This window comes from Amycolatopsis sp. NPDC114478, assembly GCF_055633805.1.
The window spans coordinates 172,611-193,857 of the sequence record NZ_JBVKDO010000006.1 but is presented as its reverse complement, the minus strand read 5'-3'; the positions used below and the strand labels follow the sequence as shown (position 1 = coordinate 193,857).

The window sequence follows — 21,247 nt, the reverse complement described above, 5'->3', positions numbered from 1 at the left end:
GGCCGCTAGGCTCGTCGGCAGGAGCCGAGCGACCGCGGAGGGCCAGGCGTGACCACTTCCCAGCCCCGGGACCCGGCTTCCGACGCGCTGCCGGAACCCGAGGAGCCGGCAGCGTTCCTCGAGCCTGAGCGGCGGCACCGCTGGGGCTTCGGGGCCTTCCTGCTCGTCGAGGCCGTGCTGCTCGCGTCGGCGGCGTTCGTGTCGGTGCTGGTCGGCGACACCGGTCCCGGCCCGCTGCCGATCCGGGTCGTGCTGCTCGGCACCATGCTGCCGACGATGATCGCGGCCGGCGTCGCGGTGCTGATCACCTACCTGCGCGGCAACGGTCCCGTCGCCGACCTGCGGCTGGAGTGGCGCTGGGCCGACGTCCGCACGGGGTTCCGCTACGGCTGCATCGGCCTCGTCTTCACCACCCTCGGCGCGTACCTGTGGACGCAGCTGGTCGGCAACGCCAACGCGACGTCGGCGATCAGCGCGCTGGTCGAGGACCGGAAGATGTCCATCTCGGCCGCCGTCGTGATGTTCGTCTACCTCTGGCTGCTCGGCCCGATCTGCGAAGAGATCATCTACCGCGGCCTGCTCTGGGGCGCCGCCGAGCAGCTGCAGTGGCGCAGCGAGCGCTGGGGCCGCGTCGCGGCGTTCCTCCTGTCGACCGCGGTGTTCGCGGCCAGCCACCTCGAGCCGCTGCGGACGACGTTGCTGCTGGTCATCGCGGTGCCGATCGGCCTGGCCCGGCTGGCCACCGGCCGGCTGCCGGCCAGTATCGTCGCGCACCAGGTGAACAACTTCCTCCCGGCGTTGACCATCCTGCTCGGGGCGCTCGGGGTGGCCTCTTTCTGAGTGCGCGGGTGCCGTCTGGCAGAATGGGTCACTGCCTGCTTCCGCCGGACCCTCTCACCGCGCGAAAGCTCCTGACCTTCGGGTGCCCGCGTCCGTGTCCCCACTCGGCCCGCGTGCGCCCAGCCCAGCACCAGAGAGACTCGAGGAGAACCCACACCCGTGGCCGTCAAGATCAAGCTGCAGCGCCTCGGCAAGATCCGTGCGCCGTACTACCGCATCATCGTCGCCGACGCGCGCACCCGCCGGGACGGCAAGGCCATCGAGACGATCGGCAAGTACCACCCGAAGGAAGAGCCGAGCCTGATCGAGGTCGTCTCCGAGCGCGCCCAGTACTGGCTGAAGGTCGGCGCGCAGCCGACCGCGCCGGTCCAGCGCCTGCTGGAGATCACCGGTGACTGGCAGAAGTTCAAGGGCCTGCCGGGCGCCGAGGGCACCCTGAAGGTGGCCGAGCCGAAGCCGTCCAAGCAGGACCTGTTCAACGCGGCGCTCGCCGCGGCCGGCGAGGAGCCCTCCGGCGAGGCCACCACGCCGAAGAAGAAGTCCGCCCCCAAGAAGGCCGAGGCCGAGAAGGCCGAAGCCACCGAGGGTGAGAAGGCCGAGTGAGCTTTCTGGCTGACTCCCTCGAGCACCTGGTGCGCGGGATCGTCGACAACCCGGACGAGGTCCGGGTCGAGCTGCTGACCACGCGCCGTGGCCGCACGCTCGAGGTGCACGTGCACCCCGACGACCTCGGCAAGGTGATCGGCCGGGGTGGTCGCACGGCGACCGCCCTGCGCACCGTCATGGGCGGCATCGGTGGCCGCGGCGTCCGCGTGGACGTCGTCGACACCGATCGCTGAGCCTCTTCGGAAAACGGTCAGGATGGACGTCGTAGTCGGCCGCATCGCCAAGGCGCACGGCATCCGCGGGGAACTCGCGGTGGACGTGCGCACGGACTCGCCGGACGAGCGGTTCCGGATCGGCGCGGCCGTGACGACGAAGCTGCGTGACGGCAGCAAGAGGGAACTCACCATCGCAGCCGCCCGCGAACACAGCGGGCGGCTGCTGGTGCGTTTCGAGGAGGTGCTGACCCGCGACGTCGCCGAGACGCTGCGGGGCGCGCTCCTGCTCGCCGACACCGACACGCTGCCGCCGACATCGGACCCGGACGAGTTCTACGACCACGAGCTGGCCGACCTGCGGGCCGAGCTGGCGGACGGGACGGTCGTCGGCAAGGTCGTCGAGGTCGTCCACTCGCCCGCGGGCGAGTTGCTGGAGCTGGACGTCGACGGCCGTGAGGTGCTGGTCCCGTTCGTCCGCGCGATCGTGCCCACGGTGGACGTCGACGGCGGCCGCGTCGTCCTCGACCCGCCGGAAGGCCTGCTCGACGCATGAGGCGCTGGACGGCCGTTCTCGCGGCACTGCTGATCGTCTCGGTCTTCGCGCCCCCGGCCCAGGCGGCGGGCCCGACCTACGGCGACTTCTCGCTGATGTTCCAGCGCAGCGCGGGCCAGTACGCGCCGCCGGGGGAGAAGGCGTACCAGTGGGCCTGGTCGCCGCAGTCGGCGACCGAATCGCAGATCTCCTGGGGTGACCCGGTCACCTGGCCGCCGTCCTACGCGGAGCACTTCGTCCGCGACGGCGACTGGGTGCTGCTCGACGGTTGGGGCGGCAACGGCACCTACTACACCGAACGCGTGACCGGCGAGTCGCTCTGCCGGGGGAGTGCCTGCACGCCGATCCCGTCGCACGGGGGACAGCAGCACTACGTCCGGTGGACCGTGCCGTCCTCGGACTACCGGCTCGTCGCGAACGGGACCGTCACCGAGCAGAGCAGCGGCAAGACGTTCCTCTTCAAGCACGAGCAGACCTGGCACGCGCCGGCGCCGTGCGCGTCCGCCCGGTTCGGCGCGCGGACCTGCATCACGCAGAGCGAGTCCTGGTGGGACGACAAGGACCTCCCGGCCGGCTCGCCGATCCACGAGACCGAGCGCCGGGACGTCCGGATCGCGCAGGGGCTCGGCATGGCCTTCACGATCGACCAGCAGGTCGAATCGCCGTGGCACGCCGAGGCCACCGAGTACTGGAACTGGTGACCGGGTGCGCATCGACGTCGTCACGATCTTCCCCGAGTACCTCGACCCGCTGCGCGCCGCGCTGCTGGGCCGGGCGATCGACCGCGGCCTGATCGAGGTCGGCGTGCACGACCTGCGCGACTGGACCCACGACGTGCACCGCGCGGTCGACGACGCGCCGTACGGCGGCGGCCCCGGCATGGTGATGAAGCCGCAGATCTGGGGTCCGGCGCTGGACGACGTCTGCACTTCCGAGACGCGGCTCGTCGTGCCGACGCCGGCGGGCAAACCGTTCACGCAGGAACTGGCGCACGCGTACGCCGAGGAAAAGCACCTGGTGTTCGCCTGCGGCCGCTACGAGGGCATCGACCAGAGGGTCGTCGACGACGCCGCGCGCCGGATGCCGGTCGACGAGGTGTCGATCGGCGACTACGTGCTGGTCGGCGGCGAGGCGGCGGTGCTGGTCATCGTCGAGGCCGTCGTCCGGCTGCTGCCCGGGGTGCTCGGCAACGCGCGTTCGGCCGCCGAGGACTCGTTCTCCGACGGCCTGCTCGAAGGGCCCAGCTACACCCGCCCGGAGGTGTGGCGCGACCTGGCGGTGCCGGACGTCCTGCGCTCCGGCAACCACGCGCTGATCGACCGCTGGCGGCGCGACCAGGCCCTGGAGCGGACGGCCCGCCGCCGCCCCGATCTCCTGGCCGGCCTGCCGGAAGGTAGTCTCGACAAGCACGATCGAGGGGTCCTGGAGGGCTTGGACCCCGAGCAGGCTCAGGGCCGGTTCCCGCCGCCCGATCCCGGTCTGTAATACTTGACAGGTTGGCGTGAGTGGACCTCCTCGTTCACGATCCCGCCATCAGCCCCCTTGGGTCGCCCGCAGCTTCACCGTTGCGCGCTGTGCGGCCTTCGGGACGTGTACGCAAGCCATACGAAGACGAGGACGGACCACCGATGAACACCCTGGACGCGCTGGACAAGCAGTCGCTGCGTTCCGACATCCCGGACTTCCGCCCGGGCGACACGCTCAAGGTGAGTGTCCGCGTCATCGAGGGCAACCGCGAGCGCAACCAGGTCTTCCAGGGCGTGGTCATCCGTCGTCAGGGCGGTGGCATCCGGGAGACCTTCACCGTTCGCAAGATCTCCTTCGGTGTCGGCGTGGAGCGCACCTTCCCGGTGCACTCGCCGAACATCGCCGAGGTCGAGGTCCACAAGCGCGGTGACGTGCGGCGCGCGAAGCTGTACTACCTGCGCGACCTGCGCGGCAAGAAGGCCAAGATCAAGGAGCGCCGCGAGAACCGCGAGACGGCCTCGGCTAACTGAGTCACAACCCGGTTACCGGTAGCCTGACGACGTGGCCGAACCCGTGTCCCAGAACGCTCCTGAGGATGACCCCGATCGCTCCGAGGAGGACCAGCCGAGGCGGTCCCGCTCCGAGGAGCGCGGGGGGTCCCGACGGCGGCGAGCCAAGCCCGCCAAGAAACGGTCGTTCTGGAAGGAACTGCCGATCCTGCTCGTGATCGCCTTGGTGCTCACGATCCTGATCCAGACATTCCTCGCGAAGGTCTTCATGATCCCCTCGGGGTCCATGGAGGCCACCCTGCACGGGTGCCCCGGCTGCACCGGTGACCGGATCCTCGTGGACCGGGTCACCTACGACTTCACCGAGCCCTCGCCGGGCGACGTGATCGTGTTCAAGGGTCCGCCGGCGTGGGTCAACAACGAGATCGCGCCGCAGGAGTCGAGCAACATCGTCGTCCAGGGCCTGCGCGGTCTGGGCTCGCTGGTCGGGTTCGCCCCGCCGGACGAGCGCGACTTCGTCAAGCGCGTGATCGCGGTCGGCGGCCAGACCGTCCAGTGTTGCGACACGCAGGGCCGGGTCGTCGTGGACGGCAAGGGGCTCGACGAGCCGTACGTCCACTGGGAAGACCCGGCCAACCAGACGGAGCGTCCCTTCGAACCGGTCAAGGTCCCCGCGGGGACGGTCTGGGTCATGGGTGACAACCGGAACAACTCCGACGACTCCCGGTTCCAGGGCGGCGGCGGCGTGAACGGCGCGGTCCCCGTGGACAACATCATCGGCAAGGCGCGGATCATCGTCCTGCCGCCGAGCCGGTGGGGCGGCATCACCGACCACAACCCGCAGGAAGCGGCCCAGCCGGTGGCGCTCGGCGCGCCGGCCTGGCAGAGCGGCGTCCCGCTCGGCGCCGGCATCGCGGCGGCCTGGCCCGCGCTCTTCGTGGGGCGCAAGCTCAAGTCCGGACTGCGCCGGAAACGCTAGCCACCCCGATCCGTGTCGGCAGACGGGTGATCCAGCCTTGACTCTTCCCGTTCCCCTCACCGCGGCCGAGCCCATCCGGCCGCCGCGGGCCGTGGTGCGCGGCGACCTCTTCTGGGGCCTGCAGGGCGCGCTCGACCGCCGTGGCCTCGGCCCGGTCGCCGGTGTGGACGAAGCCGGTGCCGGGGCGTGCGCGGGGCCGCTGGTGGTCGCGGCCTGCGTGCTCAAGCAGGGGGACGCGAAGCTCACCGAGCTGACGGACTCGAAGCTGATGACGGCCAAGGCGCGCGACCGGGTCTACGACCTGATCCTCAAGCGGGCCGTCGACTACTCCGTGATCGTCATCCCCACAGCCGAGGTCGATCTCTACGGCATCCGGGTGATGAACCTGGAGGGCATGCGGCGCGCCGCGGCGGCGCTGCGCGTGTCGCCGGGCTACATCCTGACCGACGGGTTCCGGGTCCCGGGCCTGACGGCGCCGAACGCGGCGGTGATCAAGGGCGACCGCTCGGTGGCGTGCATCGCGGCCGCGTCGGTACTGGCGAAGGTGACGCGAGACCGCATCATGGCGGGCTACCACGACGACCTCCCGCACTACGGTTTCGACGTGCACAAGGGTTACAGCACGTCCGACCACCTGGCGGCGCTGCGCGAGCACGGCCCCAGCGACGTCCACCGGTGGTCGTACACGAACGTCGCGACGGTGGCCGTCAAGCACGGCCTGCGGCCTTCGCGGCCGGTCGTGCTGACGTACGCGGCGCTGGAGAAGGCCATGGAGTCCGGGACCGCGGCGAGCCTGACCGCGGTCCTCGACGAGGCACTCGAGCCACAACTCAGCCTGCCGCTGCATGCCCCGGGCGCGGGTGTGGGTCACAATGAACGCTCCGCCGGAGCAGCACGAGCCCGAGGAGGGGCGCGGATTTCATGAGCGCAGAGGATCTCGAGAAGTACGAGACCGAGATGGAGCTCTCGCTGTACCGCGAGTACCGCGACATCGTCGGCCAGTTCTCGTACGTGGTGGAGACCGAGCGGCGGTTCTACCTGGCGAACGCGGTCGACGTCCAGGTCCGCGACGGCGGCGGCGAGGTGTACTTCGAGGTCCGCATGTCCGACGCGTGGGTCTGGGACATGTACCGCCCCGCCCGGTTCGTCAAGCACGTCCGGGTCATCACGTTCAAGGACGTCAACGTCGAAGAGCTGGACAAGCCGGACCTGAGGTTGCCCGAGGACGGCCCGTTCTCGGGCTGAGCTCCCGTTTCGCCACCCGCGCCGGTTCGTCCAGTCCTGGACGAACCGGCGCGGGTTTTTCTTCGCCCCCGTAGCACAGCGGCCCGACAGTTCCGGCCGTCCCGCGGCGATCCGTGGACGAGTTGTCCACATACCCCCGGTTGTCCACAGCCCGGCGATTCCGGCCTGGTTTCGCCGTGCCGCCCCCTGGCATCGTCGAACGCACACGCACCGTGATCGCCGGGACCGCCCCGGTGACGGGCGCACCGACGAGGGGGCGACACGATGACGGGCACCGACCAGCTCGCAAGACACCGCCGCGACCTGGGCACGTGGGGCGAAGACCTGGCGTCCCGGCATCTGCAGGACAGCGGCCTGGTCCTGCTGGGCCGCAACTGGCGCTGCCGCGAAGGTGAGATCGACCTGATCCTCACCGACCGCACCCGCGTCGTGTTCTGCGAGGTCAAGACGCGCACGGGCACGGAGTTCGGCTTGCCCTCGGAGACGGTGACGGAGGAGAAGGCGGGCCGAGTACGCCGGGCGGCGGAGCGGTGGCTGCGCGAGTACCGGATCGGCTGGTGCCCAGTCCGCTACGACGTCGTGACGATCCTCGCGGAGCCGGGCAGACGCCCCCGCGTCCAGCACATCGAGGCGGCGTTCTGATGCCGATCGCCAAAGCCTGGTCCGCCGCCCTCCTGGGGATCGACGGCCGGATCATCGAGATCGAGGCGGATCTGGGCGGCGGGCTCAGCAGGGTCACGCTCGTCGGGCTTCCCGACGCCGGGCTGCGCGAAGCCAAGGACCGCGTCCGGTCCGCCATCCGCAACTCGGGCCAGCCGTGGCCTGACGGCAAGGTCACCCTCGGGCTCTCGCCGGCGAACCTGCCGAAGGTCGGTTCGGCGTACGACCTGGGGATCGCGGCCGCGATCCTCGCGGCGACGGGCGCCGTGCCGGCAACGCGGCTGCTCGGCACCGTGCTGCTGGGCGAACTCGCGTTGGACGGGCGGATCCGCGCGGTCCGCGGCATCCTGCCCGGCCTGCTGGCGGCGCGCGCCGCGGGATACGGGCGCGCCGTCGTGCCGCAGGACTCCCTGGCGGAGGCGGCCCTGGTGGACGGCATCGAGGTCGCGGGAGCGCCGCACCTGCGAGACCTGGTGGCGTGGTTGAAGAGCGAGCTCGACCTCCCGGCGCCGTCCCCGCCCTCCCCGGCGGCGGTACCCGAAACTCCCGACCTGGCCGACGTCGTCGGCCAGCCGGAGGCACGGTGGGGGCTGGAGGTCGCCGCGGCGGGTGGCCACCACCTCCTGCTGACGGGGCCACCAGGCGTCGGGAAGACGATGCTGGCGAAGCGGCTGCCGGGCCTGTTGCCGAGGTTGTCGTCCGACGAGTCGTTGGAAGTGACGGCGGTGCATTCGGTCGACGGCTCGCTGTCGAAGTCCTCGCCGCTCGTCACCGTGCCACCGTTCGTCGCACCCCACCATTCGATCTCCATCGCCGCCCTCATCGGGGGCGGGAGCGGAATCGCGATGCCCGGGGCGATCAGCCGCGCCCACCGCGGCGTGCTGTTCCTCGACGAGGTCTGCGAGTTCGGCGGTCAATGCCTCGAGTCGCTGCGGACGGTGCTCGAAGAAGGCGAGGTGCGCATCGCGCGCGTGAAGGGCGCGATCACCTACCCGGCGCGGTTCCAGCTGGTGCTGGCGGCGAACCCGTGCGCGTGCGCACCACCGAAGGACGCTGACTGCGTGTGCTCGCCGACAGCGCGGCGGCGCTACCTGGGCCGGCTGTCCGGACCGCTGCTGGACCGCGTCGACCTGCGGGTTCAACTGCGGCCGTTGAGCGCGATAAGCGCGCACGACACCGGTCCGTCGGAGTCCTCGGAAATCGTCCGCGGCCGGGTGCTGCAGGCGCGCGAGCGCGCCGCGCGACGGTGGAGCGAGCACGGCTGGCGGTCGAACTCGGAGGTACCCGGTCCGGCCCTGAGGCGGAAGTTCACGCTGCCACCGGCTGCGACCGTCCTCCTGGACCGGGCTCTGGATCGAGGTGCCTTGAGCGGCCGCGGTGCCGACCGGTGCTTGCGCATCGCCTGGACCTTGGCCGATCTGGACGGCGAACCCCGTCCCGGCGCCGACCAGGTCAGCTCGGCCCTTGCGTTCCGCGAGCGGGTGGCGGCATGAGCGCCGACGAGCTGCGCCGGGCCCGCGCCTACCTCCTACGGGTCGCGGAACCCCCAGCCGCGGCGCTGAGCGCCTTTGTCGCCGCACATGGCCCGGTCGAGGCGGCCGCCCGGGTCCGTCGAGGCGACTGTCCGCCCGAAGTGCTCAAGGCGACGGAGGCGCGCCGTGAGTACGACCTCGTCGATCAGGACTTCGCGCGAGCCACCGCGGCCGGTGCTCGGCTCGTCGTCCCGGAAGACGATGAGTGGCCCGCCTGGCCGCTGCTCGCCCTCGAGCAAGCGGCTCGGCGTGGTGTGTCCGAAGCCGTTCCTCCGCTCGCGCTGTGGGTCTCCGGCGAGGTCGCGCTGGGCGCCGCCGCCGACCGCGCCGTCGCCGTGGTCGGGGCTCGGGCGGCGACCGAGTACGGCGAGCACCACGCCGCCGAGCTGGCCTACGGCCTGGCCACCCGGGGCGTTCCCGTCTTCTCGGGCGCGGCTTACGGCATCGACGGCGCCGCCCACCGCGGTGCGCTCGCCGCTTCGGGAGTCACCGTCGCGGTGCTCGGCTGCGCCGTCGATGCCGGCTACCCGGCCGGCCACGTCGGGCTGCTGAACCGGATCGTCCGCAACGGCGGTGCCGTCGTCAGCGAATACCCGCCCGGCACGCCGCCCGCCCGGCACCGGTTCCTGGTCCGCAACCGGCTGATCGCCGCCCTCACCGAGGGCACCTTGGTCGTCGAAGCAGGGAAACGCAGCGGTGCGCGCAACACCGCCGGCACCGCCGGGGTCCTTGGGAAGGTCGTCATGGCCGTGCCGGGGCCCATCTCGTCGGGGATGTCCGTCGGCTGCCACGACCTGATCCGCGACTCCCGCGCGACGCTCGTCTCGACCGTCGACGAGATCCTCGAGACCGTCGGCCGCTTCGGCATCGCCGAGGACCCCGCCGCCCGGCCGAAACGCCCGACCGACCGGCTGGGCCCCGAGGCGCTGCGCGCCTACGAGGCGCTTGCCGCACGCGCCGACCGGTCCGACTCCGAAATCGCGGCCGAGTCCGGCCTGCCGCTGCGGAAAGTGCGAGCCCTGCTGCCGGCGCTGGAGATCGACGGATTCGCCGTCCGCGGAGACGCGGGCTGGCGACGACGGAGGGAAAGCGCGTGAACGCCACGAAATCCGGGCGAAATCGTCGAAGGTGTTCGGCCGGTCCGGTGTGCCCGCGTGGCGATCCTTGACCGGAGGCGGTTGTTCGCGCAGCGTGACATCCATGCCGCCGCCATCACACTCCGGCCGAGGAGGCCGTCCGGACCTGCGCGCGCTCCGGGCCGGGCTGCCCGAGCCGGTCCAGGACGTCGTCACCGCGTACGAACGGCACCTCGGGCTCGAACGCGGCCTGTCCGCGCACACCGTCCGGGCGTACGTCGGCGATGCGGTGTCGCTGCTCGGGTTCGTCGTGGACGGTGGCGGTGCGCTCGCCGAGCTGGACCTCGCGCGGCTGCGGTCGTGGCTCGCCGCCCAGCAGACCGGTGGGGCGAGCCGGACGACGCTCGCGCGGCGCGCCGCTTCGGCGCGGACCTTCACCGCCTGGGCGCACCGCACCGGCGTCCTCGCGACCGACCCCGGTGGCCGGCTGGCCGCGCCGCGGGCGCACCGCACCCTGCCGGGGGTGCTGCGCGCCGCGCAGGCGGGGGAGGTCATGCAGGCATCGGCGGCCGGGGCGGCCGAACGCGATCCGGTCGCCCTGCGTGATCGCGCGATCGTCGAACTGCTCTACGCCACCGGAATCCGCGTGTCCGAGTTGTGCGGGTTGGACCTCGGTGGAGCCGACTTCTCCCGTCGTGTCGTGACCGTGCTCGGCAAGGGCGGCAAGGAACGCGTGGTGCCGTTCGGCGTCCCGGCGGCGCAAGCGCTCGACGACTGGATCACCGAGGGGCGGCCGAAGATCGTCGCGGAAACCGCCGGTGACGGCGTCGAGCCCGCGCTTTTCCTCGGTGTCCGGGGAAAACGCGTCGACCCGCGGGCGGTGCGCCGGGTGGTGCACGACGCCGTCTCGGCGGTGCCCGGAGCGCTCGACATGGGGCCTCACGGCCTGCGGCATTCGGCGGCGACGCATCTGCTGGAGGGGGGTGCCGATCTCAGGAGCGTTCAGGAACTGCTCGGTCACGCTACGCTTGCCACGACGCAGCTCTACACTCATGTGACCGTCGACCGGTTGAAAGCGATCCATGACCGAGCGCACCCCAGGGCCTGAGGCGGCCCGGGGAGTCTCGCCGGGGTCGCTACAAGCGGGCCCGGCGGCGCACGCGCATCCGCACGAGCACGGAGACGACACTGAGCCGCATGCCGAGAACGACTGTGCAATGACCGCAGGACCGCACGTGACCGAAGCCGCCGGAGTGACCACTCACGGTGACTCCGCCGCGCCCGCGGAATCGCGCGCCGGCTACGACGTCGACGCCGGGATCGCGGCGCTGTGGCGGCAGTTCGCCGACAGCCCCGACCAGGCGTCGCGCGATCGGCTCGTGCTGCACTACGCCCCGCTGGTCAAGTACGTCGCGGGCCGGGTCGGCACCGGCCTGCCGACCCACGTCGACGTCGGTGACCTCGTGCAGTCCGGCATCTTCGGCCTCGTCGACGCGATCGAGAAGTTCGACCCCGAGCGCGGCCTGCGCTTCGAGACGTACGCGATGCAGCGCATCCGCGGCGCGATCCTCGACGACCTCCGTTCGCAGGACTGGGTGCCGCGCGCGGTCCGCAGCAAGGCCAAGGAGGCCGAGCGCGCGATGGAGCGGCTCGGCGCCCGCTTGAACCGCACCCCGACCGACGCGGAGCTGGCCGCCGAGCTGGGCATCGGCCTCGACGACCTGCGCGACTTCTACGGTCAGCTGCAGCTCACCAGCGTCGTCGCGCTGGAGGACCTGGTCGCCGCGGGCAAGGACAGCGGCTCGCTGGTCGACACGCTGCCCGACGACGACGCCGTCGACCCGGTCGCGGTGCTCGTCGACCAGGACAACCGCCGCCAGCTCGCGCAGGCGATCGCGCAGCTGACCGAGCGCGACAAGATCGTGGTCAGCCTCTACTACTTCGAGAGCCTGACCCTCGCCGAGATCGGCAAGGTCCTCGGCGTGACGGAGTCGCGGGTCAGCCAGCTGCACACGCGGGCGGTCATGCGGCTGCGCGCCAAGCTGGTCGAGCAGACCGGCTCCTGATCAGGGACCACCTCCCCACGGCTTGAGGCGGAATTCGCCGAGCTCACCGGTGAGGGCGAGGGGATCGACGTACTCGTCGCCCCGTCGCACGCCCCAGTGCAGGCAAGCGGCGATCGCACAGCCGGGGTGGCCGGCGAGAACGGTCCCGAGCACCTGCCCGCGATAGACCTGATCCCCGACGGCGACCTTCGGCTCGACGGGCTCGTAGGTGGTGCGCAGGCCCCCGTCGTGGTCGACGGACATGACGGGCCGGCCGCCGACAAGCCCCGCGAAGACGACAACCCCGGCATCGGCCGCGAGCACCTCCTGCCCGGGGACGGCGGCCAGGTCGACGCCCCGGTGGCCGGCGCCGTAGGGCGTTTCGGGGGCGTCGAAGTACTTGGTGACCACCGGAACGGGTGATAACGGCCAGGAGAGCCGCCCTTGGTGCACCGCTGGCAGGAAATCCGGCGAGCTCCAGGTGGCCGAGGTCGGCCAGGGCTGGCTCGCCACGAGTGCGGTGGCCCAGGCCGCGCCCGGCGCCGGTTGAGCCGCGGCGGGCCAAGGCAGGGCCAGCGGCCCGGCCGTTTCGGGCGGGGTTGATCCGAGCGCGGTGGCCCCCTCGGCCGGCGTCGGCAGCTCGGCTCTCGCGCGCTCGGCCAGCCACCCTTCGGCCGCCGCCGGTGGGGGCTCACCCGTTCGGGGCGGTGGGGCCGGTGGGGGTCTGAACCCGCCGGCCGCACCGTCAGGCATCCCCAGCCCGGCCGACCCCGCCGCCGCGCTCGGGCCAGCCGCCCAGCCCGAGGCCGCCGGTACCGCAACAACCACGCCGACGCCTACCAGAAAACCCGCCGTGACCAGGGCAATCGCACCCCAAACACGACCCGTCACCCGCCACCGGAAACCGTTGATCAACTCCATGACTCCACCCTGCGTCACCCCGAGCGGTCGTGGGGGCCCGGTCGCGAATCTGTGGACAACTCGGGCCGTTCCGGAGGCGGTGTGGACAACTCGGCCGCCGGTGGGGGAGGGGCTGGTGGCAGGGGGTAGAATCTTCTGCGCGGTCCGCGTGAGCGGGCTGACTTCGCGTGCACGTGCGCGTTCCCTCGACTTTTTCCTACCGCGGGAGACGCACGGGGTCCGGCGGTCCCTGGGGTTCTCACCCCTCAGGGTCCGGGCTCCGGCACGGGCACCAGGGCGAACGGCCACCCGGCCGCGAGCGACAAAACCGAGCAGCGCGTCCAGCGGGCGCGCGCGACACAGAAGAGGTTGATTCCGGCAATGGCCGTCGTCACCATGAAGCAGCTGCTCGACAGCGGCGTGCACTTCGGGCACCAGACCCGTCGGTGGAACCCGAAGATGAAGCGCTACATCTTCACCGAGCGCAACGGCATCTACATCATCGACCTGCAGCAGACGCTGACCTACATCGACCGCGCCTTCGAGTTCATCAAGGAAACCGTCGCGCACGGTGGCACGATCATGTTCGTCGGCACCAAGAAGCAGGCTCAGGAAGCCATCGCGGCCGAAGCCTCGCGCGTGGGCATGCCCTACGTGAACCAGCGCTGGCTCGGCGGCATGCTGACCAACTTCCAGACCGTCCACAAGCGCCTCCTGCGCCTGAAGGAGCTCGAGTCGCGGGAGCAGACCGGCGGCTTCGAAGGTCTCACCAAGCGCGAGATCCTCACGCTCACCCGTGAGAAGGACAAGCTCGAGAAGACCCTCGGCGGTATCCGCGACATGGCCAAGGTGCCGAGCATCGTGTGGATCGTCGACACGAAGAAGGAGCACATCGCCGTCGGCGAGGCTCGGAAGCTGAACATCCCGGTCGTCGCGATCCTGGACACCAACTGCGACCCGGACGAGGTCGACTACCCGATCCCGGGCAACGACGACGCGATCCGGTCGGCCGCGCTGCTGACCAAGGTCGTCGCCGAGGCCGCGGCCGCCGGTCTGATGCAGCGCTCCAGCCGCAACGGTGCTTCGGCCGACTCGAAGCCGGAGCCGGGCGTCGCCGCCGACGAGCCGCTGGCCGAGTGGGAGAAGGAGCTGCTCGCCGGCTCCGAGACCGCTGCCGCCGACGCGACCGAGGCCGCTGCCGCGACCGAGGCCGCCACCGAGCAGGCGACCGCCTCCTCCTGATGTCCCACCGCCCGTGCGGCCGGCCCTTTGGGGTCGGCCGCACCGGCGTAGCAACCCACAGATTTCCTGCAAAGGACGGATTTACCAGAATGGCGAACTACACCGCCGCTGACGTGAAGCGCCTGCGCGAGATGACCGGCGCCGGCATGATGGACTGCAAGAAGGCGCTGGAGGAGAACGACGGCGACTTCGAGAAGGCCGTCGAGTTCCTCCGCATCAAGGGCGCCAAGGACGTCGGCAAGCGCGCCGAGCGCGCCACCGCCGAGGGCCTGGTCACCGGCGACGGCGGCGTCCTCATCGAGCTCGACTCCGAGACCGACTTCGTCGCGAAGAACGCCGACTTCCAGGCGCTCGCCGCGAAGATCGTCGAGGTCGCGAAGACCCTCAAGACCAACGACGTCGAGGCGCTCAAGGGTGCCGAGCTCGACGGCAAGACCGTCAACGAGGTCGTCCAGGAGCTGTCCGCCCGCATCGGCGAGAAGCTCGAGCTGCGCCGCGTCGTGGCCTTCGAGGGCCAGACCGCGACCTACCTGCACCGCCGCGGCTCGGACCTGCCGCCGGCCGTCGGCGTGCTCGTCGAGTTCACCGGTGACGACGCCGACGCCGCCCGCGGTGCCGCCATGCAGGTCGCCGCGCTGCGCGCGAAGTACCTGACCCGCGACGAGGTGCCGGCCGAGATCATCGAGAACGAGCGCCGCATCGCCGACCAGACCGCTCGCGAGGAAGGCAAGCCGGAGCAGGCGCTGCCGAAGATCGTCGAGGGCAAGGTCAACGCGTACTACAAGGACAACGTCCTGCTCGAGCAGCCGTCGGTCAAGGACAACAAGAAGACCGTCAAGGCCCTGCTCGACGAGGCCGGCGTGACGCTGACCAAGTTCGCGCGGTTCGAGGTCGGCCAGGCCTGAGTTCAGGCCAGGGCGTAGGTTTCAGACCCACAGTGCCCCGTCTCCGTCCATCGGGGACGGGGCACTGTCGGGTCCAGAGAAGTTGCAGCGGTCGAGGGGCGTAGGAGGCGACATAGATGGGTGACCGGGTCGAAGGTGGCTACCGGCGGGTGCTGCTCAAGCTGGGCGGCGAAATGTTCGGCGGTGGTTCGATCGGCGTCGATCCGGATGTCGTCCACTCGGTCGCGCAGCAGATCGCCGACGTCGCCCGCACCGGCGTCCAGGTCGCGGTCGTGATCGGTGGCGGCAACTACTTCCGCGGCGCGGAGCTCTCGCAGCGCGGCATGGACCGCGACCGCGCCGACTACATGGCGATGCTGGGCACCGTGATGAACTGCCTGGCGCTGCAGGACTTCCTGGAGAAGGAAGGCCTCCCCACCCGCGTGCAGACCGCCATCACGATGGGCCAGGTCGCCGAGCCCTACATCCCGCGCCGCGCCGAGCGGCACCTGGAGAAGGGGCGCGTCGTGATCTTCGGCGCCGGGGTCGGCATGCCGTACTTCTCCACCGACACCGCGGCGGCGCAGCGGGCGCTGGAGCTCGGGTGCGAGGCCGTGCTGATGGCCAAGGCCGTCGACGGCGTCTACACCGCGGACCCGAAGGCCGACCCCACCGCCGAGATGTTCCGCGAGATCACCCACCGCGAGGTGCTGGAGCGGGACCTCAAGGTCGCCGACGCGACGGCGTTCAGCCTCTGCATGGACAACAACATGCCGATCATCGTGTTCAACCTGCTCACCGAGGGGAACATCGCCCGCGCGGTGAGTGGTGAAAGAATCGGCACGTTGGTCAGCACCCCCGCCGACGGGGTGCCGGCCTAGACCTGCTGGGATCAGCAAGCGCCACCCATCACAACTACGGGAGTGACCGTGATCGACGAGACCCTCCTCGATGCCGAGGAGAAGATGGAAAAAGCGGTGTCCGTCGCCAAGGACGAGCTGACGTCGGTACGCACCGGCCGGGCTTCCTCCACGATGTTCGCGCGGATCGTCGTCGAGTACTACGGCTCGCCGACCCCGCTGAACCAGCTGGCCAGCGTCAACGTGCCGGAAGCCCGGATGGCGCTCATCAAGCCCTACGACCAGACGCAGCTCGGCGCCATCGAGAAGGCGATCCGGGAGTCGGACCTCGGCGTCAACCCGAGCAACGACGGCCAGGTCATCCGCATCGTCATCCCGCAGCTCACCGAGGAGCGGCGCAAGGAGATGGTGAAGGTCGCCAAGGGCAAGGGCGAGGACGCCCGGGTGTCGATCCGCAGCATCCGCCGCAAGGCCAAGGACGAGCTGGACCGCATCGCCAAGGACGGCGAGGCAGGCGAGGACGACGTCGCGCGCGCGGAGAAGGAACTGCAGAACCTGACCGACACCTACGTCCACAAGGTCGACGAGCTGGTCAAGCACAAGGAAGCCGAGCTGCTCGAGGTCTGATGGCACAGGTGAGCGAGGAACGCGAGGACCGGGTGGACGCGACCGGAGAAGAACCGGCCGGCGCTCCCGGGACGCCGGGGCCGGCGAACGCCGGCATCCCGGCCACGCCGGAGTTCCCGGGTACCGCCGGGGTGGCTCCGGCGGGCGTCGAGACCGGCGAGGCGGTCGGCTCGGCGACCTCGCGGATCGGCGACGCGGGTTCGGCGGCGCCCTCGCCGAACGGCGATGCGGCCGGTTCGGCGACCTCGCAGGCCGTGCCCGCGGGCCCCGGAACCAGCGAAGCCGGCCGGTTGTCGGCCGCCGGGGCTGCCGAGGCGACCTCGGTGCCGGCGGCCGCGGAACCGGCGCCGGAGGCCAAGAAGGCCTCCAAAGCCGGCCGGAACCTGCCCGCGGCCATCGGCGTCGCGCTGCTGCTCGGCGCCGCGATCATCGTTTCCCTGCTCACCGTGCGCTTCCTGTTCATCGGGATCATCGCGATCGCGATCGCGGTCGGCACCTTCGAGTTCGCCGGGGTGCTGCGCCGGGTCGCCGACACCAAGGTCGCGATGATCCCGGTGCTCGTCGGCGGGCAGGCGATGATCTGGCTCGCCTGGCCGTTCGGCCGCGAAGGCGCGCTCACCGCCTTCGTCCTCACCGTGCTCGCCTGCCTGCTCTGGCGCCTGCCCGGCGGCGCGAAGGGCTACCTGCGCGACATCAGCGCGTCGACGTTCGCCGCCGCCTACCTGCCGCTCTTCGGCGCCTTCGCGGCCATGCTCGTGCCGCCGTCGGACGGCGTCGGGCGCGTGCTCACCTTCCTGATCGGCGTCGTCGCGTCGGACACCGGCGGCTACATCGCCGGCGTGCTCGGCGGGAAGCACCCGATGGCCCCGACCATCAGCCCGAAGAAGACCTGGGAAGGCTTCGGCGGTTCGCTGGTCGGTGGCGTCGTCGCCGGTGCCCTCACCCTGAGCCTGCTGCTCGACGGGCACGTCTGGCAGGGCGTGATCTTCGGCGTCGCGATCGTGCTCACCGCGACCCTGGGCGACCTCGTCGAGTCGCTGATCAAGCGCGACCTCGGCGTCAAGGACATGGGCACGCTGCTGCCCGGGCACGGCGGGATCATGGACCGCCTCGACTCGCTGCTGCCCTCGGCGGTCGTCTCCTGGCTGCTGCTTTCGGCGTTCGTCCCGATCGGCTGACCCGCGGTGGGAGCCTGAGCCTCCCAGCCCGGAGGCAACGGTTCGTGGACGGCCGAAGCTTCCGCGGGTTTGACTCGGGGGCATGACCACCGAAACCCGCGCTCCGGCGAAGCTCGCCCTGTCCGCCGTCTGCCTGGGCTTCCTGATGATCACGCTCGACGCGACCATCGTGAACCTGGCCCTCCCCGCGATCGGCACCGACTTCGGCGAGCCGTCGATCGCCGCGCTGCAGTGGGTCGTCGACGCCTACACCGTCACGCTCGCCGCGTTCCTGCTCACCTGGGGCGCCGCCGGTGACCGGTGGGGTTCGCGACGCGTCTTCGAAGCGGGTGTCGCCGTCTTCGTCGTCGCGTCCGTCGGCTGCGCGCTCGCCGGGGACGCCACCTGGCTCATCGCGGCACGCGCGGTCCAAGGGGCGGGTGCCGCCGCGCTGCTGCCGTCGTCGCTCGCCTTGATCGTCCACCAGTTCCCGGACGCGCGGGAGCGGGCGCGCGCCCTCGGTGTGTGGGGCGGCATGAGCGGCGTCGGGCTGGCCGCCGGGCCGATGCTGGGTGGGCTCGCGGTCGGCCTCGCCGACTGGCGGCTCGTCTTCGCGGTCAACGTCCCGGTCGGGATCGTCGCCATCGTCTTGACGCGCCGCGCGGTCACGGAACCGCCGCGGCAGGAGACCCACCTCGACTTCGCCGGGCAGCTCTTCGGCACGGCGTCGCTGGCCGCGTTCGTCGCCGGGTTCATCGAAGCCGGGCACGCCGGCTGGTTCGCGCCGGCGACGCTCGCGTTGCTCGCCGGGGGAGTGGTGGCCGGTGCGGTGTTCGTCGCGGTCGAGAAGCGCGTCCCCGGACCCGTGCTGCCGCTGAAGACCATGCGGATCCGCAACTTCGCGGTGGCGACCGGGATCGGCGGCCTGTTCAACTTCTGCCTCTACGGCACGCTCTTCTGCCTCGCGCTGTTCCTGCAACGCGCCTGGTCGCTGGGCGCGCTGGCGGCCGGGCTCGCGTTGGTGCCGCTGACGATGGCGGTCGGGCTCAACGCGTTCTTCAGCGGACGGCTGACCGGGCGGTTCGGCCCGCGGGTCCCGATGGTCGCGGGCGCGCTGGCCGGCCTCGCCGGAGCGATCGGCCTCGCCTTGCTGCCCGCGGAACGCGCGCTCGTGCCGTTCGTCGTGGTCTCGGTCGTCTTCGGCTGCTGCTCGCTGGCCATGCCCGCGATGACGTCGCTGGCGATGAACTCGTTGCCGGGCAAGGCCGGGCTGGCCGCCGGCGTGCTCAACGCGTCCCGCCAGACCGGCGGCGCCATCGGGGTCGCGCTCGTCGGCGCGCTGCTGCCCGCCACCGGGATGTGGCTGGTGGCGGGCGGGTACGCGCTGGTCGTGGGCCTGGCGTTCGCCGAGCGTCAGTCGTCGTAGGGGTCGTCGACCTCGGCGCGGCCCCAGTCCTCGGAGACGCGCGAGTGGTCGATCACCGCGAAGACGGCGCCTTCGGGGTCGGCGAGGATCGACATCCGGCCGAACGGTGTGTCGTAGGGCTGGATCACGACGGTGCCGCCGTGCATGAGCGCCTCGCCCGCCACGGCGTCGACGCCGCGCGCCGGGTCGATGTCGAAGTAGACGAGCCAGTGCGGCGGGGTGTCGAGGCTGTACTCCGAACCCATGACGTACCGGTACAGCACGGGCTCGTGCTCGATGAGCCATTCGACGTAGTCCAGGGACTCGCCGTCGCCGATCTGGTGGCTGCCGTAGGTGAAGAGCTTGGTGTAGAAGTGATCCGCCGCGACGCCGTCGTGCGTGTTGAGGTCCGCGCCGCTGAAGGTGTTGGGGATCCCGGTGACGAACTCCCAGTCCGGCGGCACCTCCCAGAACACCACCGGCGCGCCGCACGCGTCGTAGGCGTGCAGGATCGTGCCGCGCCGCGGGATCGGCATTGGCCCGAGCGTCAGCCGCCCGCCGAGGTGCTCCACCCACTCGGCCGCGCTCGCGGTGTGCGGCACGGACAGGTGCGGCATCCACCCCAGCGGCGCGCCCTGCGCGGCGCGGTACAGGCCGCCGACGGGGAGGTTGGTCAGCGACGCGATGGCGTACCGGCCGTCGGACGTCGCCGGATCCCGTTGAGTGGTGTACTCCCAGCCGAAGAGGGCACCGTAGAATCTCTCCGCCACGGCCTGCTCACGGCAGGCCAGCTCGATCCAGCACGGAAGCCCGGCCGGAACCGGGGAAGGGGGACTGGACGGGCCGATCGACATGAAGTGCTCCTCCCGAGACCCACCGAATTCTAAGCGTGAACTGTGTGGTTTCCGCCAAGATTCGGCCGCCGGAAAATCACTGCCGGCGCAGGAGAGCCCGAAAGGAGCAGCGGTGCGGTGGTCGTCCCGGCGCGCGGAGGTCGTGCCGAGTCCGAACATCTGGTACCACCCGGCCGACTACGAGCTGGAGAACCGGGCGCAGGACAGCGGCGGCGAGATCTGGCGCGTGCTGCGCGAAGAAGTCGGCTGGGCCGGCCGGGACGTGCTGGACGTCGGGTGCGGGGACGGCTTCCACTTGCCGCGCTTCGCCCGCGAAGCCCGCTCAGTGCTCGGGATCGAGCCGCACGAGCCGTTGGTGCGAAGCGCGCTGAAGCGCGTCGAGGGACTGTCGAACGTGGACGTCCGGATGGGCCGAGCCCAGCGGCTGCCGGTCCGCAGCGCGAGCGTCGACGTCGTCCACGCGCGCACGGCGTACTTCTTCGGGCCGGGCTGCGAGCCGGGACTCGCGGAGGCCGAGCGGGTGCTGCGGCCGGGCGGGACGATCGTGATCGTCGACCTCGACGTGACCAGCGAGCCCTACGGCGGCTGGATGCGCGCCGACCTGCCGCACTACGACCCGGTGGCAGTGGAGCGGTTCTTCGCCCGCGCCGGGTTCGGCCTACGCCGGGTCGCCACGGAATGGCGTTTCCCGGCCGCCGCCGACCTGGAAGCCGTGCTGAAGATCGAGTTCAGCAAGCGCGTCGCCGAACAGGCGATGGCGGAGTCCTTGCAGCGTAACGGGAATCGCGCGCAGGACCTGACGCTGCCGGTGGGCTACCGCGTCCACACGCGGGTGAAGCCCACCGGCCTCGTCCTGCCAGGTCACTCGGCTGCCTCTCCGGGCGCCGAGGACTCGTCCTCGTCTTCGCCGAGGATGCCGTAGAGCGAGCGCCGGGCGTCGTTGAGCACCTCGGCCGCGCGGGCCTGCTGGCTCTCGGAGCCCGCGCGCATGATCTGCACGACGGCGGCGGCCAGGTTCTTGCCCGCCTTCGCGAGCCCGACCTCGCTCGGGTCGACGTCCTGCGCGATCTGCTCCCACGGCGGGGTGCTGTCCTGCTCTTCCGCGGCGGTGCGGCCGGCGTCGGTCAGCTCGAAGAGCTTCTTGCCGTGCTCGTCCTTGCTGATGACCAGGCCTTCGTCGGCCAGCAGCTGCAGCGTCGGGTAGACCGAGCCGGGGCTGGGCCGCCAGAAGCCGCCGGAGCGCTCGCCGATTTCGCGGATGATCTCGTAGCCGTGCCGGGGCTGCTCGGCGAGCAGCGCCAGGATCGCGGCGCGGACGTCACCGCGGCGGCTGCGCCGTCCGCCGTGACCCCGCCGGCCCGGTCCGTGTCCCCGGCCGCGTCCGCCGCGCGGACCGAAACCCGGCCCGAAGCCCGGGCCGAAGTCGCCGAAGCCACCGAAGGGTGCACGCCCACGTTCCTGGGCGAAGGGGTGTTCTTGTGTGAAGGGGTGTCGTTGCCTACGCATGTCGGTTGTTCCTTTCTCGAACGGTTGCGACACGTTCACGATATATCGGAAACAGTCGGATGGCAACCCGGCTCCGAACTGGGAT

The 21,247-nt window shown here is 71.3% G+C and carries 25 protein-coding genes; 22 read left to right on the top strand and 3 right to left on the bottom strand.

What is annotated here, in order from left to right; all coding sequences use genetic code 11:
- The first annotated feature begins 48 nt into the window (after positions 1-48).
- From ACZ7OH_RS19450 to ACZ7OH_RS19380, 15 genes are all read left to right on the top strand, one after another.
- Positions 49-840, top strand: a complete 792-nt coding sequence (locus tag ACZ7OH_RS19450) for a lysostaphin resistance A-like protein (protein WP_470282029.1) — start codon at positions 49-51, stop codon at positions 838-840.
- 159 nt (positions 841-999) lie between these two features.
- Entirely contained in the window at positions 1,000-1,443 is a 444-nt protein-coding gene (rpsP, locus tag ACZ7OH_RS19445; protein ID WP_470282028.1) for a 30S ribosomal protein S16, read from the top strand.
- A complete protein-coding gene (locus ACZ7OH_RS19440; RefSeq protein ID WP_003103110.1) occupies positions 1,440-1,679 on the top strand; it encodes an RNA-binding protein in 240 nt (79 codons plus the stop codon). Before rpsP ends, ACZ7OH_RS19440 begins: the two co-directional genes overlap by 4 nt.
- A 22-nt stretch (positions 1,680-1,701) precedes the next feature.
- Positions 1,702-2,214, top strand: a complete 513-nt coding sequence (gene rimM / locus ACZ7OH_RS19435) for a ribosome maturation factor RimM (protein ID WP_470282027.1) — start codon at positions 1,702-1,704, stop codon at positions 2,212-2,214.
- Complete coding sequence (locus ACZ7OH_RS19430) at positions 2,211-2,915, top strand: hypothetical protein (RefSeq protein ID WP_470282026.1); 705 nt, start codon at positions 2,211-2,213, stop codon at positions 2,913-2,915. The genes rimM and ACZ7OH_RS19430 overlap by 4 nt, the downstream gene beginning before the upstream one ends.
- Before the next feature lie 4 nt (positions 2,916-2,919).
- Complete coding sequence (trmD, locus tag ACZ7OH_RS19425; protein ID WP_470282025.1) at positions 2,920-3,699, top strand: tRNA (guanosine(37)-N1)-methyltransferase TrmD; 780 nt, start codon at positions 2,920-2,922, stop codon at positions 3,697-3,699.
- A gap of 143 nt (positions 3,700-3,842) precedes the next feature.
- The gene (rplS, locus tag ACZ7OH_RS19420) at positions 3,843-4,211 is read left to right on the top strand and encodes a 50S ribosomal protein L19 (RefSeq protein ID WP_003103119.1); all 369 of its coding nucleotides are present in this window, start codon (positions 3,843-3,845) and stop codon (positions 4,209-4,211) included.
- A gap of 31 nt (positions 4,212-4,242) precedes the next feature.
- Positions 4,243-5,169 carry a signal peptidase I gene (lepB, locus tag ACZ7OH_RS19415; protein ID WP_470282024.1) on the top strand — a complete coding sequence of 309 codons (927 nt, stop codon included), beginning with the start codon at positions 4,243-4,245 and terminating at the stop codon, positions 5,167-5,169.
- A gap of 91 nt (positions 5,170-5,260) precedes the next feature.
- The gene (locus ACZ7OH_RS19410; protein WP_470282246.1) at positions 5,261-6,094 is read left to right on the top strand and encodes a ribonuclease HII; all 834 of its coding nucleotides are present in this window, start codon (positions 5,261-5,263) and stop codon (positions 6,092-6,094) included.
- On the top strand, positions 6,091-6,414 hold the full coding sequence (locus ACZ7OH_RS19405; protein ID WP_003096226.1) for a DUF2469 domain-containing protein: 324 nt from the start codon (positions 6,091-6,093) through the stop codon (positions 6,412-6,414). Before ACZ7OH_RS19410 ends, ACZ7OH_RS19405 begins: the two co-directional genes overlap by 4 nt.
- 264 nt (positions 6,415-6,678) lie before the next feature.
- Positions 6,679-7,056, top strand: coding sequence for a YraN family protein (locus ACZ7OH_RS19400; protein WP_470282023.1), 378 nt, complete (start codon positions 6,679-6,681; stop codon positions 7,054-7,056).
- Positions 7,056-8,567 carry a YifB family Mg chelatase-like AAA ATPase gene (locus ACZ7OH_RS19395; RefSeq protein ID WP_470282022.1) on the top strand — a complete coding sequence of 504 codons (1,512 nt, stop codon included), beginning with the start codon at positions 7,056-7,058 and terminating at the stop codon, positions 8,565-8,567. Before ACZ7OH_RS19400 ends, ACZ7OH_RS19395 begins: the two co-directional genes overlap by 1 nt.
- Complete coding sequence (gene dprA / locus ACZ7OH_RS19390; protein WP_470282021.1) at positions 8,564-9,703, top strand: DNA-processing protein DprA; 1,140 nt, start codon at positions 8,564-8,566, stop codon at positions 9,701-9,703. Before ACZ7OH_RS19395 ends, dprA begins: the two co-directional genes overlap by 4 nt.
- A gap of 103 nt (positions 9,704-9,806) precedes the next feature.
- Positions 9,807-10,790, top strand: a complete 984-nt coding sequence (locus ACZ7OH_RS19385) for a tyrosine recombinase XerC (RefSeq protein ID WP_470282020.1) — start codon at positions 9,807-9,809, stop codon at positions 10,788-10,790.
- 109 nt (positions 10,791-10,899) lie between these two features.
- Positions 10,900-11,748, top strand: a complete 849-nt coding sequence (locus ACZ7OH_RS19380; RefSeq protein WP_470282019.1) for a FliA/WhiG family RNA polymerase sigma factor — start codon at positions 10,900-10,902, stop codon at positions 11,746-11,748.
- Here the strand turns inward: ACZ7OH_RS19380 and ACZ7OH_RS19375 are convergent, their stop codons facing one another.
- Positions 11,749-12,648, bottom strand: a complete 900-nt coding sequence (locus tag ACZ7OH_RS19375; RefSeq protein WP_470282018.1) for a M23 family metallopeptidase — start codon at positions 12,646-12,648, stop codon at positions 11,749-11,751.
- A 360-nt stretch (positions 12,649-13,008) separates the two neighbouring features.
- Here ACZ7OH_RS19375 and rpsB point away from each other — a divergent pair, with 360 nt between their 5' ends.
- The 6 genes from rpsB (at position 13,009) to ACZ7OH_RS19345 (ending at position 18,823) form a co-directional block, all read left to right on the top strand.
- On the top strand, positions 13,009-13,869 hold the full coding sequence (rpsB, locus tag ACZ7OH_RS19370; RefSeq protein ID WP_400903721.1) for a 30S ribosomal protein S2: 861 nt from the start codon (positions 13,009-13,011) through the stop codon (positions 13,867-13,869).
- An 89-nt stretch (positions 13,870-13,958) separates the two neighbouring features.
- On the top strand, positions 13,959-14,774 hold the full coding sequence (gene tsf, locus ACZ7OH_RS19365; protein ID WP_470282017.1) for a translation elongation factor Ts: 816 nt from the start codon (positions 13,959-13,961) through the stop codon (positions 14,772-14,774).
- A 116-nt stretch (positions 14,775-14,890) separates the two neighbouring features.
- Positions 14,891-15,634, top strand: a complete 744-nt coding sequence (gene pyrH / locus ACZ7OH_RS19360) for a UMP kinase (RefSeq protein WP_003065595.1) — start codon at positions 14,891-14,893, stop codon at positions 15,632-15,634.
- Positions 15,635-15,682: 48 nt separating this feature from the next.
- A complete protein-coding gene (frr, locus tag ACZ7OH_RS19355; RefSeq protein ID WP_086855890.1) occupies positions 15,683-16,240 on the top strand; it encodes a ribosome recycling factor in 558 nt (185 codons plus the stop codon).
- Between the two features lie 290 nt (positions 16,241-16,530).
- Positions 16,531-17,418, top strand: coding sequence for a phosphatidate cytidylyltransferase (locus tag ACZ7OH_RS19350; protein WP_470282245.1), 888 nt, complete (start codon positions 16,531-16,533; stop codon positions 17,416-17,418).
- Positions 17,419-17,500: 82 nt separating this feature from the next.
- Positions 17,501-18,823, top strand: a complete 1,323-nt coding sequence (locus ACZ7OH_RS19345; protein ID WP_470282016.1) for an MFS transporter — start codon at positions 17,501-17,503, stop codon at positions 18,821-18,823.
- Here the strand turns inward: ACZ7OH_RS19345 and ACZ7OH_RS19340 are convergent.
- Complete coding sequence (locus ACZ7OH_RS19340; RefSeq protein ID WP_470282015.1) at positions 18,811-19,656, bottom strand: VOC family protein; 846 nt, start codon at positions 19,654-19,656, stop codon at positions 18,811-18,813. The genes ACZ7OH_RS19345 and ACZ7OH_RS19340 overlap by 13 nt on opposite strands.
- Positions 19,657-19,768: 112 nt before the next feature.
- On the opposite strand from ACZ7OH_RS19340, the gene ACZ7OH_RS19335 reads away from it, so the two are divergent.
- Entirely contained in the window at positions 19,769-20,578 is an 810-nt protein-coding gene (locus ACZ7OH_RS19335; protein WP_470282014.1) for a class I SAM-dependent methyltransferase, read from the top strand.
- On the opposite strand, the gene ACZ7OH_RS19330 is transcribed toward ACZ7OH_RS19335, so the two are convergent.
- Positions 20,518-21,162, bottom strand: a complete 645-nt coding sequence (locus tag ACZ7OH_RS19330) for a PadR family transcriptional regulator (RefSeq protein WP_400903732.1) — start codon at positions 21,160-21,162, stop codon at positions 20,518-20,520. The genes ACZ7OH_RS19335 and ACZ7OH_RS19330 overlap by 61 nt on opposite strands.
- Positions 21,163-21,247: the final 85 nt, after the last annotated feature.